Raw genomic sequence first — 13,760 nt, 5'->3', positions numbered from 1 at the left:
ATGAAAAAACCCTTAGTGAAGGTAGATGTAGTTGATGCATCACCGAAAAATTCGAACAAGAATTCGCGTAGGAAGTTCATTAAATTAGGTGGTCTCGGTATAGCCGGTTCCAGTTTTTTACTGTACGGATGTAGCGATGATGATTTATTCAACCCAGGCGGAGATGTAGGAGGACCAGATCCAGTGGATCCGGATCCAACAGAGCCACCAGTAGATGCAGTATTTGATCTAGGAAGCGGAGATTTGGGTATTCTTAATTACGCATATGCTTTAGAGCAATTGGAAGCTGCATTTTATACTGCTGTAAGAGGTGGTGACTATTATGCAGGCGCTCCACAAGAAGAAAAAGATCTAATGGATGATCTTTACAACCATGAAGTTATACACAGAGAATTTTTTAGAACAGCTATAGCCGCAGCAACCGTTGATACTCCGGAGGCAATGTTGCCGGATTTGGAATTTGATTTAAGTTCTGTTGATTTGTCTAGTAGAGATCAGGTACTAGCAACTGCAATGGCACTTGAGGATACTGGAGTCGGAGCATACAATGGTGCTGGAGATCGTATTGCTGATCCTGCTTACCTATTATTAGCTGGTAAAATTGTATCAGTAGAGGCTAGACACGCGTCTGCTATTAGATCATTAATTAATCCAGACTCTGCAGATTTCGCAGGTGATGACGTTATTACTACAGATACAGGTTTAGATCTTGCTTACGATCCAGCAGAAGTATTTGACATTGCAGGTGGATTTATTGTAACTGATTTCACAGCTAATGAGCTGCCTGAACCAATGACTGGAGCGTAATCTATTAAAATCTAAAAAAAAACATTATGAGTATAATAAAATTATTGGATGAATTTTCATCTGAAAAACTAACGACGAAATCTTCTTCACGTAGGGAGATGTTTAGTACCCTAGGTTCTTTCGGAAAGAAGGCGGCAATGGCTGCTGTTCCTTTTGGATTGGCTAGTACAAAAGCTAATGCAATGTTTCAGGACAGTGGAAATCCAGCGGTAGATGCCTTACAATTAGCATTAACCTTGGAATATCTAGAAGCCGAATTTTATTTAAAAGCATTGGAATCGGGTGTGCTACCTTCAGGTAGACCAGAAACGGTATATATGCAAATTTCTAAGCATGAGTCGGCACACGTGGATTTCCTAGTGGCAGGATTAGAAGGAGTTGGAGCAACTCCAGTGCCCAAGCCAAACTTTGACTTTACGGCTGGTGGCGACTTTGATCCTTTTAACGATAATGGTATTGGAGAGGCTACAGCTTATGCACAATTACTTGCGTTAGCTCAGGCTTTCGAAGATACTGGAGTTAGAGCCTACAAAGGGCAGGCTGCAAATCTTATGGGAACTCCATTTTTAGAGCCAGCTCTTCAAATTCACTCCGTAGAAGCGCGTCATGCTTCTGAAATTAGAAGAATTCGCGGACTTGAAGGTTGGATTACATTAAATAACAGAGGTGAAGGTATGCCGGAAGCTACTCAGGCTGTATATGATGGTGAAGAAGTAACAACTCAGGCAGATATTGATCTTGTAGGGTACGATTACGGAGATTCCCCACTTGTTGGTGATGCAGCCGAAGCTGTTTCTCAAGCGTTTGATGAGCCAATTAATGCTGAGACCGCTACTAATATTGCAAGTTTATTTATAGTATCAGGTGATTCTGATTCAGATTCTGACTCAGATAGCTAAACTAATTCAATACTACCGAATAGAAAAAGCCCCAATTAGGGGGCTTTTTTTTATGCTATAATTTTATTTTTGTAATCTGAGTAAGTCTATGAGTAAGCGAATATAGCAGTGATTCGAGAATAATATTATCCGCTTTGAATAAATCCTTGAATAAATAAACCTTTAAATTTAGTAATTAAGCTTTGCTTTCAGCTACCCGTAGTTGAACAATTAGGATAGGCTTGATGAAAAAGATTATCAAATTATACGATGTTAAACGGAACCATTTCAATAATTATCTTGTAGAAATAAAAAACAAAAAAAGCCCCACACAGGGGCTTTTTGATATATAAAATAACTTTGTATTAGCTTCTTTGAATCGTCTGACTTCTGTCTGGACCTACCGATACAATGGTAATTGGTGTTTCCAGTTCTCGCTCAAGGTACTCAACGTAGTCGTTGAATTCTTTTGGAAGCGTGTTGGCATCTGTCATTTTAGTAAGATCTTCTTTCCAGCCTTTCATTTCGGTATAGACCGGTTCAAGATTTTCAGGTTCTATATTAAATGGTAGATGATCAATAGTTTCACCTTTGTATTTATAGGCGGTACATACCTTTAAAGTATCAAAACCACTAAGTACGTCACCTTTCATCATAATCAACTGGGTGATTCCATTCACCTGGACCGCATATTTCAATGCAACCAGATCCAGCCATCCACATCTTCTCTTTCGTCCTGTAGTAGCTCCAAATTCATTACCTATTCGTCCCATCTTTTCTCCTGTCTCATCGAAAAGTTCGGTAGGGAAAGGGCCACTACCAACTCTGGTGGTATAGGCTTTGAATATTCCAAATGCTTCCCCGATCTCGCGTGGTGCTACTCCAAGCCCGGTACATGCACCGGCCGCAGTAGTGTTGGAAGAGGTTACAAATGGGTATGTTCCAAAATCAATATCCAGTAAAGAGCCCTGGGCACCTTCAGCAAGGATTGATTTTCCGTTTTTCATAGACTTGTGAAGGTAATCCTCACTGTCAATAAAAGTAAGTTCTTTCAAAGTTTCAATCGCAGTACGGAATTCTTTTTCAAGTTCCTTCAGATCGTACTGTACATCCACATCATAGAATGCGATCATCTTCTCATGCTTGTCTGCAAGTGCACGATAGCAATCCTGCCAGTCGGCCATTTCCAGATCTCCTACACGTAAACCATTTCTACCGGTTTTATCCATGTAAGTTGGACCAATTCCTTTTAAAGTAGATCCAATTTTAGCTTTGCCTTTTGAAGCTTCCGAAGCAGCGTCAAGCAATCTATGGGTTGGAAGAATAAGATGTGCCTTTCTGGAGATTAATAGTTTAGACTTATAATCTATTCCATGTTTGGCAAGATTGTCCAGTTCTTTTTTAAAGATTACCGGGTCTATCACTACGCCGTTTCCAACAAGATTGATGCTATCATCATGAAATATACCTGATGGTATCGTGTGTAAAACGTGTTTTTGCCCATCAAACTCCAAAGTATGTCCTGCATTTGGACCACCCTGAAATCTGGCAATGATATCGTATTTGGAGGTAAGTACATCGACAATTTTGCCTTTTCCTTCGTCACCCCATTGAAGACCTAGTAGTAAATCTACAGCCATGAATTCTTAAACTTAGTTGGTTGATTTTTTGTTTCCGTAGAAATACAGGGAGTGTTTATTGATTTCAATATCAAAAACTTCCTCGATCGTTTGCTTAATACTTTGTATCCTTGGATCGCAGAATTCAATAACTTCTCCTGTATCTGTAAGTATGATATGATCGTGCTGCCGGTCAAAATATGATTTCTCGTATTGTGACTGATTCTGCCCAAACTGATGTTTTCTAACCAGTCCGCACTCCAGTAGGAGTTCGATCGTGTTGTATAGTGTTGCCCGGCTCACCCGATATTTTTTGTTCTTCATCATGATATACAAAGACTCAATATCGAAATGATCTTCAGAATTGTAGATCTCCTGAAGAATAGCGAAACGTTCGGGTGTTTTCCGATGTCCCTTGTCTTCAAGATACTTCGTGAAAACGTTTTTTACGACCGCCTGATCGTTTTTATTTACGACTTTTTTGCTCATAATTGCCTTGCAAAGGTAAAAGTTTATTCACGGCTTACCTTGTCTATGCCGTTAATTTTTTTCAGTCGCTGGATGATCGTATTCAGGTTATTATTGTTCTTCACCACCAGCGTAATTCTTCCATTGAAAATACCATCTGAACTGTCAAAATTCAGGTTTTTCATATTCACACCCATGTTACTTGAGATCTCTTTAGTTATCTCACTTACCAATCCAAGATTATCAATTCCCTGTAATTTAATGACCGACTGGAAATCCTGTTGAGAACTGTCAATCCATTTCGCCTGGATGATCCTGTAGGCGTAATTGGATTGTAGTTGCAATGCATTTGGACAATCTTTCTTATGAACCTTAATGCCGTCGTTTACAGAAATGAATCCAAATACAGTATCTCCCGGAATAGGATTACAGCAATTCGCTAATTTATAATCCAGTTTCTCTTCTTCCTTACCAAACACCAGTTGGTCATACTTAGCAGTGATCTCATCCTTATTAATATCGGCTGCTACCTGTGGTTTTTTGATCTTACTTTTGAAATAGCTAACCAGAGAATTGCTTCGGGAATTTGCGAAATCCTTAAGCAACTGATTGTCGATCTTTCCAATACCTACGCGATAAAAAAGATCAAGACTCGTTTTCAGATTAAAGAATACCACAAGTTCATTGATAGACTTCTCATTAAACTGAATCTTCTGTGCTTTTAGTTTCCTGGCCAGCACAGCTTTTCCTTCTTCTGCGATCTCTTTCTTCTCATCTTTCAAGGATGATTTGATCTTTGCCCGGGCTCTTGCGGTAGTTGCATAATCCAGCCAGTTCACATTAGGCTGAGCATTATCTGAAGTGATGATTTCCACCTGGTCGCCACTTTTTAATTCGTGACTTAAAGGAACCAGTTTGCTATTTACACGAGCACCTCGAGTTCGCAATCCAATTTCTGTATGAATGCTGAAAGCAAAGTCTAATGGTGTGGATCCCTTCGGAAGAGATTTAAGATCTCCCTGAGGTGTAAAAACAAAAATCTCTTTTGAATACAGGTTAAGTTTGAACTGTTCTACAAAGTCAACGGCATTCACATCTGGATTTTCAAGTGCTTCCTGAAGTCTGGTTACCCATTCTTCAAAACCTCGTTCCTCTTTATTGTCATCTCCCTGTTTGTACTTATAGTGAGCAGCATATCCTTTCTCTGCGATCTCATTCATTCGTTCACTTCGAATCTGTACTTCCACCCATCTGCCTTTTGGTCCCATTACAGTAATATGCAGAGCTTCATATCCTGTAGATTTTGGAGATGAGATCCAGTCTCTTAGTCTAGTAGGGTTGGGACGGAAATGATCGGTCACTATGGAATAGATCTTCCAGGCCAGGAATTTCTCCTGTGATGGTTCACTTTTATAAATAATCCTGATCGCGAACTTATCATAGATCTCGTCAAAACTAATATTCTGAGTCTGGATCTTCCGGTTGATGGAATAGATGGATTTTGGTCTCCCTTTTATACTATAGTCAAGCGATTCCTTGTCAAGAGAATCTTCGATCACACGGCTGAACGCCTTGATATAAATATCCTGATCTTCCTTACTTTCCTTGATTTTCGTTAAGATATCGTGGTATACTTCAGGATCTGTATACTTTAGACCAAGATCCTCCAATTCGGTTTTTATGTTGTAAAGTCCAATCCTGTGTGCGAGAGGAGCATAAATATATAAGGTTTCCGAAGCAATTTTAATCTGCTTATCAGGACGCATGGCATCCATTGTTTGCATATTATGTAAGCGGTCTGCGATCTTGATGATGATAACGCGAACATCATCGTTGAGTGTAAGCAGCATTTTACGGAAGTTTTCTGCCTGCAGCGAAACATCCTTATCTTTTTTAAGGCTGGAAATCTTGGTGAGTCCGTCTACGATCTTGGCCACGGTTTCACCAAACATTTTTTCTATGTTTAAAAGCGTGTATTCCGTGTCTTCCACCACATCATGCAAAAGTGCAGCAGCGATCGAAGTTGCATCCAGTCCAATTTCCGAAGCTACTATTTTCGCGACCGCTATTGGATGGAAAATATACGCTTCACCAGATTTTCTGCGCTGATCCTTATGTGCGTCTACCGCAGTATCAAACGCCTTTCGAATGAGTTTCTTGTCATCTTCGGAAAGGGTTTGGTAGCTTATGCGTAGCAATTCCTTGTATTGCCTTGCAATTTGCTTGTTCTCTTTTTCTATCGCAGCCTCGGTCATAAGTTAAAAGTACAATTAAGATAAAAAGTAAACAACTAAATACCTGCCTTCAAATTCTGAAATCTTTGCAGTAAACTCGGGTGTGAGTAATGTACGAAAATATAGGTTTTATGAGGAGTTAAGTTGCTCAATGTATTTCCGGATAACTTTTTTAAACTACTTATCAGGTATTGTGCGTTGTAGGTTTTACTCGCATAATCATCAGCCTGGTATTCAAACTTTCTGGAAATGTAATTCATAACAAGACCGGTTACTTCTGAAATCGGACTATATAATATTCCGAAGGCAATCAGGCCAATATGAAAACTTGGATCGCTTACACTTAATGCTGAAGATAGTACGGGACTACCTACGAACAAGGATAGCAGCCATAAGGTGAATCCAGTAGTAGCTATTGAAGCAATTAAATTGAACACAATATGTCTCTTTTTATAATGACCAACCTCGTGTGCCAGGACTGCAACGATCTCTTCTTCATCCAGATCATTGATCAAAGTGTCATATAAAGTAATTCTTTTTTCTGAACCAAAACCGGAAAAATAAGCATTGGCTTTAGTGGAACGTTTGGAGCCATCGATCACAAAGATATTATCCAGCTGGAATCCTACTTTTTGCGTATAAGCTTCGATTTTAGTTCTCAAACTACCTGACTCCAGAGCGGTTTGCTTGTTAAAAAGTGGAACGATCAATTTTGCATAGAACATATTCATGAAAACAGCGAAGACAGATACTACTATCCAACCGTACCACCAGAAATCTTCTCCTGCAATTTGATAGAACCAGATGATCAATGCCAAGATCCCGCCGCCTACGATCATGGTCATCAAAAGACCTTTTAATTTATCTATTACAAACGTTTTAGTACTGGTCTTATTAAATCCATATTTTTCTTCAATTATAAAGGTGCTATACCAGGAAAAAGGGGTTGTAAGCAGGTCACTGCCAATGATGATGATGCCGAAGAATATAAGAGCTATCACAATAGGATTGCTTGAAAACTCACGTGCAATAACATCTACCGCGGCAAAGCCTTCGAAAACCAGAAAAAGTATCGTAAGAATTACTGAAAAACCAGAGGAGAGCAGGCCAAACTTAAAACGTTCTTTTTTGTATTCCTGAGACTTTTCGTACTTCTCATCATCGTACACATCTGTCAGTTCCGCGGGTATAGGGTCATCGAAATGTTTGGCATTCAACGCATCAAGGAGGGTGTCGAAAAGAAAATCAGCGATCACGACTCCAAGGATGATATAATAAAGAGTTTCAGCTTGCAAATTATAAAGTTTAAACATTAAAGCCACGTTGTCTTCGTGCTTCAAAAATGAGAATACCAGCTGCGACCGATACGTTCATACTATCGATAGCACCCTGCATGGGAATGATGATATTCTGAAGAGAATGTTCGCGCCATTCTTCGCTAAGCCCTGTGGCTTCGGTTCCCACGACGATTGCGGTTGGTCCTTTTAAATCAACTTCATGGTAAGGTTTGGCGGCCTGTAAAATGGCTGCATAAATATGAATATTCTTATTCCGAAGAAATTCTATTATTTCTGAAGTTTCCCCGGTGGCTATTTTGTTAGTGAAAACACAACCTACGCTACTCCTGATGATATTTGGATTATAGAGATCTGTTTTAGGGTTTGCAATAATGACCGCGTCTACCGCAGCAGCATCAGCAGTCCTTAGAATAGCGCCAATATTTCCTGGTTTTTCCGGTGCTTCAGCGACCAATATCAAAGGAGAGGTTGATCTGAAGTCTAAATCTTCCAGTTTATTGTCACGTGTACGAAAAACGGCGATAACTCCTTCGGTACTACCTCTATAAGCGATTTTCTCGTATACTTCCTGGGAAAGTTCAGTGATCTGTTCTGTATGTTGATCGCCTTTCTTTACAAGATCAAGCACCTCCTGAAATGCTATCTTTTCAGGAACATAATAAAGGTGAAGCAGTTCATAGTGATGCGCTACGGCAAGACTTGTTTCCCTCAAGCCCTCAACAAGAAATGTATTTTCCTTTCTTCTAATTCTTGATTTCTCCTGCAATTGAAGCAGCCACTTCACTTCCTTGTTCTGCAGACTGGTGATCTTTTTCAACATAACCACAAAAGTAAGTAGATATTAGGCATAAAAAAAGTTGCCCGAAGAGTAGAGTGGAAGCTTCGCAGCATTTCCATTCCAGTCCTTCGGGAAAATTTGAAATTAGTTTAATTACTTGGATTCCTGCTCGCTGTATTTTTTGGAATAGCGTTTCCAAAGTTCAGTTTGATGTGTCTCCAGGCTTAGTTCCCTTCCGTCTATAAATGCATGAGATAGAATATTCGTACGCATATCCAGTGCATCACCTTCAGAAATGAACAGGGTTGCAGATTTCCCTTTTTCAAGAGTTCCGTAATCACTATCAATTCCAAGGATCTTAGCATTGTTGGCAGTAATAAGACTTAGAGCATCTTCTTTGTCCATCCCAAATGCAGCTACCGTTCCAGCATAGAAAGGTAGATTTCTGGTATTCATACGTTCCATTTGTCCGCTGCTTTCCAATCCAACCACGACTCCTGCATCATACAGTAATTTTGCCAGTTTATATGGCTGGTCGTAATCTTCGTAAGCATTATCTGGAGTGCTGTGTGGTCTGTTTACCAAAACCGGGATCTCTGCATTTTTTAAATCTGAAGCGATCGCAAGCGCGTCGTAACCTCCAACAATTACTACAGAAGAAAGCTCATTTTCCTTTTTGAACTGAATAATATCGAGGATTTCTTTTTCACCATTAGCGTGTATAAATACCTTTTTATCTCCGCTAAAAACTTTTTCCATGGCTAAAAATGGCAGGTTTTGGTCATTTCTATCACCATTTAAGTAAGCTTTCGAGGAAGCGAAGAAATCAGATAACTTCTGAATTTCTTCGGTATACTCCTTATTAGGTTTAAGTCCCGGGTCTTCACCTCTCCACCAACGACCACGTCTAAAAGAATCTGGCCAGTTGATATGAAGGCCATCATCAGCTTTTACAGCTGCATCTTCCCAGTTCCATGCATCAAATTGTACGATGGAAGATGTTCCGGAGATCAATCCGCCTCTTGGAACCACCTGTCCCAGAAGTACACCGTTGGGTCTCATGGATTCTACGATCTTACTTTCTGTATTATAGGCGATCAGGCTTCTTACATTGGGAAGCATGTCACCCATTTCATCCTGATCTTCCGTAGCTTTTACAGAAGCGATCTCTACCAGTCCAAGCGTGGTATTCGGAGCGATAATTCCTGGATATACATGTTTTCCTGTAGCATCGATCTGTTTACCTGGATATTGTCTTTTCGTAAGATCTGCGGCTATGATCTCAGTAATTTTGCCATCCTCAAGAATGATCAGGCTATTCTCGATTACCTCACCATTTCCAATATGAGCGGTAGCACCAACAATGCTAATCGCTTCCGCCTGTTCTGGTGCCGGGGTTTGCTGTGCAAAACTATTTCCGCAGCAAAGTAAGCTCAGCAATCCTATAAATAAATTTAATTTTTTCATCTTCAGTATATTATTTTACAGCTTCTAAAAGATCACAGTGCACATGCTGCTTTTCTTTCTTTTTCACTGTTTGTGTTTTAACTCCACTGTTCTTTTCCTTCAGCATCTGGCTTACAAGATTGCTTCTTTCTTTCTGAATCTCCTTGCGAAGTTCCAGGTCTCTATCCTTGTCAAAATAAACAACTCCTTCTACCATTGTTTTCTCCGGAACCGCATATATAGAAAGTGGATGATCATTCCATAGAACAAGATCTGCCTGTTTTCCGGTTTTGATACTACCAACTAAATCATCTACATGTAGTAATTTTGCAGGATTGATCGTAACCATTTTCCAGGCGTCTTCTTCGCTCATTCCACCATACTTCATACTTTTAGCAGCTTCCTGGTTAAGTCTGCGACTCATTTCGGCATCATCACTATTAATAGCTACGGTGATGCCAACATCGTTCATGATCGCTGCATTATAAGGGATAGCATCGTTCACTTCGTATTTATAAGCCCACCAGTCTGAGAATGTTGAAGCTCCAACACCGTGTTCTTTCATTTTATCTGCCACCTTGTAACCTTCAAGGATGTGAGTGAACGTGTTGATATTAAAATCGAACATTTCAGCAACATTCATCAACATATTGATCTCACTCTGGATATAAGAATGGGAAGTGATAAAACGTTCGCCATTAAGGATCTCCACAAGAGTTTCCATTTCAAGATCTTTTCTGAAATTGTCTCCTGCAGCCTGCTTCTCTTTTTCATAAGCCTTAGCTCGACTGAAGTAATCTATAAATACCTGTTCCACACCCATTCTTGTCTGCGGAAAGCGATTTCCACTCCAGTTTGATTGTTTTACGTTTTCGCCGAGTGCAAATTTTATAAAAGGCGGAGCCTGTTCGAAGATCAATTCATCTGCAGGAGCTCCCCATTTTAATTTCAGGATCGCAGATCTACCTCCAATTGGGTTTGCAGATCCATGTAATAACTGAATGGTCGTAACACCACCAGCCAGGTTACGGTAAATATTGATATCTGTAGGATCAACTACATCTTCCATAGTCACTTCAGCAGAAGAATTATGGCCTGCTTCATTAATGTCTGATGCTGCGATATGTGAATGCTCATCAATGATCCCGGAAGTAAGATGTTTACCGGTTGCATCGATAATTTTTGCTCTGCCGGCATTAAGGTCTGTTCCAACCTTAACGATCTTTCCGTCCTTTACAAGTACATCGGTATTTTCAAGAACACCTTTATCTTCGCTGGTCCACACGGTAGCATTTTTGAAAAGTACATCTTCCTGCTCTGGTCTTTCCTTAAAGCCATAAGCAACATTTGGATAGGTTACCGCGATCAACTCACGGGTATTATCTTCTTCTTTTTTCTCTTCATCTTTCTTTTCATCCTCTTTTTGGGCGTCTTTCATAGTAGCCTCAAAACGGGTTTCCCTGCCACCAGGTAGAATTGCCTTACCTGAAAAATTCTTCGAATTTGTTGGAACGTTCGCCACAAGCCTAATGAATTCGGTCTTAGTAGTGTCTGGAGAAGAGATCAATAGATTCATCCAGTTTTCTGAAATGCTCAATTTTGATCCAATTTTGGTCTCATCTAAGGTCACTTCAGCATTTGGCTTAGCCGGTTCTCCGGTGATGGCCAGCGTATAGGTTTTTCCGTCCAGTTTCAGATCATAGTTCCCGGTAATATCGGTTACATCCATACTATTCAGGACCTTCTTTTCACCCTGAATCCAGTTCTCAAATAAGGTCGTTTCCTTATCAAAAAAGTCTCCGGAAGTGATCAGGAAATTTGCCCAGGCACCTTCTTTAATTGTACCAATCTTCCCTTCCTGGCCCAGTGTTCTGGCAGGTATAGTAGTTAGAGCTGCTAAAGCTGCTTCTCTGCTTAATCCAAATTCCATCGCTTTCATTAAATTAGAATTGAAGTCTTTAGCGGGATCGATATCATGCGTAGTGATCGTGAAAGGAATCTTCTGTTCTTCCAACATGGCTAAGTTTGAAGGAGCCTGATTCCATTCTCTCATTTCTTCCAGTCCAAGATGCTTGGTAAGATATGGATCTTCCACATCAAAAGCTGCTGGGAATTTTAGTGGAACGATATACGTAGCATTGGAGCTTTTTACTTTGTCCAGTCGCTGGTATTCTTTTCCACTTCCCAGGAGTACGTATTGAATACCAAATTCGTCACCTACTTTATCTGCTCTAAATTCGTTTAGCAGATTATCTGAGGCAAAGATCTGAACTAAATTTTTATTATTATTTAAAGCTTCCAGAGCAAGGTCTTTATTCTGCGCATTTCCTTTTGCATACCAGGCGGCATCAATATAAGTTTGTCTAATAAGTGCAGTGGCACCCATTAGAGAAGTAGGGTAGGACTGTCTTGATAAGACGCTTTTGTCAAAAGAAAGGTATTGTGCAGATCTGTCATCAAGAATTCGGTCCCCTTCGCTAACTTCAGGAGTCAAAGCAACCAGCATTCCAGAGCCACGCACAATTCCATCTGGAACATGAGTATTTACAGCGCCAAATCCAGCTTCCAGCAATTTTTTGGCTTCATCAGCATCATATTTGAAATGAGCCACCGCATTAGTTTCAGGGCGAATATGATCGTTCCAGTAGAAACCTTCGCGATTAGCGTCGTATTGCGGACCATTTCCACCTTCCACGCGTTTTGGTTTTCCTATTCCAAAACTTGAATAAAGGTCGATAAATGAAGGGTATACTTCTTTTCCTGTAAGGTCAACAATGATACTGTTTTTTGGAATAGAAATATTCTTACCAACAGCTGTTATTTTTCCATCCTGAATGGCAAACATTCCATTTTCGATGGTTGTCTTTGGATCCACATGAATCCTGGCATTTTTAAAGACGGTGTAATTGGTGTTTTCTGTTTTAACACCATCGTTCTTTGGGAAATAATCCTGTGCATAAGCAGAGCTAATACTCAGAACTATTCCCAAAAGCAGAAATTTTAATTTCATAAAAGTGGGTAGTTTTTGGAAATATAGATTGATTAAAATTTTAAGAGCCTTAAAGTACTAAAAATAGCAGAACTGTTAATCTTCCTACAGGTCGTTTCTTGAATCTTTATAGTAATTAACGAGCAGTGCCACCACATAACTGTAACTTTTCATACCCCCAGCCTGATTATTGGCGATTAAATAGCGATTATAGGTCGCAGCAAAAATTGGTTCTAATGGATTTTCATGCTCAAGCCAGAATTCCTGTACTTCCCGGTAATTCTCAACGATTCCTGGATTAATGCTCTCCAGTAACCGGTCTCCTTCCTCTTTATCTCTTCTGAAGATTTCACTTAAACAATAACTCAAAGCAAAAGTATAGCCCGAATATCTAAAATGAGGATCTGTATGATTCATGGTGACCAGGCAGGCGATGAAATTTGCTTCATTTTCTTTGGCGAAACCCAATTGGTGTCCTATTTCGTGGCTGGCTGTTGTGGGTATTTTATAAGGAACAATAATGCTGTTCACCTGTGCTTCATTGGTCAAAGGATTTAGATATCCGTTAAAACCCATATAGCTTAGAGGAATGCTGTATATCGATCTCTTCAGTGAATTGCCTTTATATTTTAATTCAGGATAATTCAACGCAATATGATCGTAACCTTCAATGGTTCTTCGGAAAAGCTCATTTTTTGAAATTTTAAACTTGACGGAAGCCGAATCATTTTCAGCTAAATCATCATGCAGTTTATTGGATCTGCTGATGAGTATTTCTGAAAGGGTTACTAGTTCTTCAGTAGTATATTCGTTATCAATTTCAAGAGTCTTATGCAAGGGCTGGCGGTAATAATTAAAACCCCAGAATAGATGAAAGCAAAAATAAATGATCGATAGGGCAGCAAGAGAATCGGGGATCCATTGTTTTGGATTCTTGAATTTCTGACTAAACCTTCTCCAGATCCATTTCAGTAGTAAAATCACCAGCAGTGCGTACAGAAGATCGCCTAGCGAGAATGGTAGAATCCCAATGCTATATCTCAAAATACTGGAGATCACCGGGTAGATTCCGTTGGAATAATAGGTTTCGATAAAGAGAGATCCTCTATTAAGCAGGCTCAATAAAATGACCTGAACAGGTAATAGGATCGCAAGAATGAGAGTCGTTTTCTTATTCACATTTTAAAAGTACAAATAATTCATATCTGGCCTAACTTCAGTAGAGATGAAAGCGGCTAAATTA

At 39.8% G+C, this 13,760-nt stretch carries 10 protein-coding genes; 2 read left to right on the top strand and 8 right to left on the bottom strand.

Annotated elements, in window-relative coordinates; all coding sequences use genetic code 11:
• Nucleotides 1-807 carry a ferritin-like domain-containing protein gene (locus tag ACSHZO_RS14475; RefSeq protein WP_295181537.1) on the top strand — a complete coding sequence of 269 codons (807 nt, stop codon included), beginning with the start codon at nucleotides 1-3 and terminating at the stop codon, nucleotides 805-807.
• A gap of 26 nt (nucleotides 808-833) precedes the next feature.
• Nucleotides 834-1,706, top strand: a complete 873-nt coding sequence (locus ACSHZO_RS14470) for a ferritin-like domain-containing protein (protein WP_298248132.1) — start codon at nucleotides 834-836, stop codon at nucleotides 1,704-1,706.
• 344 nt (nucleotides 1,707-2,050) lie between these two features.
• Here the strand turns inward: ACSHZO_RS14470 and ACSHZO_RS14465 are convergent, their stop codons facing one another.
• The 8 genes from ACSHZO_RS14465 to ACSHZO_RS14430 form a co-directional block, all read right to left on the bottom strand.
• Nucleotides 2,051-3,325, bottom strand: coding sequence for an adenylosuccinate synthase (locus ACSHZO_RS14465; protein WP_298248133.1), 1,275 nt, complete (start codon nucleotides 3,323-3,325; stop codon nucleotides 2,051-2,053).
• 12 nt (nucleotides 3,326-3,337) lie between these two features.
• Nucleotides 3,338-3,793, bottom strand: coding sequence for a Fur family transcriptional regulator (locus ACSHZO_RS14460; protein ID WP_141878269.1), 456 nt, complete (start codon nucleotides 3,791-3,793; stop codon nucleotides 3,338-3,340).
• Between the two features lie 23 nt (nucleotides 3,794-3,816).
• Entirely contained in the window at nucleotides 3,817-6,027 is a 2,211-nt protein-coding gene (locus ACSHZO_RS14455; protein ID WP_298248134.1) for a RelA/SpoT family protein, read from the bottom strand.
• A 35-nt stretch (nucleotides 6,028-6,062) separates the two neighbouring features.
• Entirely contained in the window at nucleotides 6,063-7,319 is a 1,257-nt protein-coding gene (locus ACSHZO_RS14450; RefSeq protein WP_435067342.1) for a M48 family metallopeptidase, read from the bottom strand.
• Nucleotides 7,312-8,124, bottom strand: a complete 813-nt coding sequence (locus ACSHZO_RS14445) for a TrmH family RNA methyltransferase (RefSeq protein ID WP_298248135.1) — start codon at nucleotides 8,122-8,124, stop codon at nucleotides 7,312-7,314. The genes ACSHZO_RS14450 and ACSHZO_RS14445 overlap by 8 nt, the downstream gene beginning before the upstream one ends.
• A gap of 111 nt (nucleotides 8,125-8,235) precedes the next feature.
• On the bottom strand, nucleotides 8,236-9,549 hold the full coding sequence (locus ACSHZO_RS14440) for an amidohydrolase family protein (protein WP_298248136.1): 1,314 nt from the start codon (nucleotides 9,547-9,549) through the stop codon (nucleotides 8,236-8,238).
• A gap of 10 nt (nucleotides 9,550-9,559) precedes the next feature.
• The gene (locus tag ACSHZO_RS14435; RefSeq protein ID WP_298248137.1) at nucleotides 9,560-12,538 is read right to left on the bottom strand and encodes an amidohydrolase family protein; all 2,979 of its coding nucleotides are present in this window, start codon (nucleotides 12,536-12,538) and stop codon (nucleotides 9,560-9,562) included.
• 84 nt (nucleotides 12,539-12,622) lie between these two features.
• Complete coding sequence (locus tag ACSHZO_RS14430; RefSeq protein ID WP_298248138.1) at nucleotides 12,623-13,696, bottom strand: DUF3810 domain-containing protein; 1,074 nt, start codon at nucleotides 13,694-13,696, stop codon at nucleotides 12,623-12,625.
• Between the last annotated feature and the right edge of the window lie 64 nt (nucleotides 13,697-13,760).

This window comes from Christiangramia sp. 3-2217-3z, assembly GCF_051195275.1.
Taxonomy (GTDB): Bacteria; Bacteroidota; Bacteroidia; order Flavobacteriales; family Flavobacteriaceae; genus Christiangramia; species Christiangramia marina.
Note: the sequence above shows the minus strand (reverse complement) of the source record. Positions and strands in the feature narration are given on the sequence as shown.

What these genes read in the sequence shown, in the direction of transcription:
- ACSHZO_RS14475 (WP_295181537.1), top strand. Translation starts at nt 1, where the DNA reads ATGAAAAAACCCTTAGTGAAGGTAGATGTAGTTGATGCATCACCGAAA.
- ACSHZO_RS14470 (WP_298248132.1), top strand. Translation starts at nt 834, where the DNA reads ATGAGTATAATAAAATTATTGGATGAATTTTCATCTGAAAAACTAACG.
- ACSHZO_RS14465 (WP_298248133.1), bottom strand. Translation starts at nt 3,325, where the DNA reads ATGGCTGTAGATTTACTACTAGGTCTTCAATGGGGTGACGAAGGAAAA.
- ACSHZO_RS14460 (WP_141878269.1), bottom strand. Translation starts at nt 3,793, where the DNA reads ATGAGCAAAAAAGTCGTAAATAAAAACGATCAGGCGGTCGTAAAAAAC.
- ACSHZO_RS14455 (WP_298248134.1), bottom strand. Translation starts at nt 6,027, where the DNA reads ATGACCGAGGCTGCGATAGAAAAAGAGAACAAGCAAATTGCAAGGCAA.
- ACSHZO_RS14450 (WP_435067342.1), bottom strand. Translation starts at nt 7,319, where the DNA reads ATGTTTAAACTTTATAATTTGCAAGCTGAAACTCTTTATTATATCATC.
- ACSHZO_RS14445 (WP_298248135.1), bottom strand. Translation starts at nt 8,124, where the DNA reads ATGTTGAAAAAGATCACCAGTCTGCAGAACAAGGAAGTGAAGTGGCTG.
- ACSHZO_RS14440 (WP_298248136.1), bottom strand. Translation starts at nt 9,549, where the DNA reads ATGAAAAAATTAAATTTATTTATAGGATTGCTGAGCTTACTTTGCTGC.
- ACSHZO_RS14435 (WP_298248137.1), bottom strand. Translation starts at nt 12,538, where the DNA reads ATGAAATTAAAATTTCTGCTTTTGGGAATAGTTCTGAGTATTAGCTCT.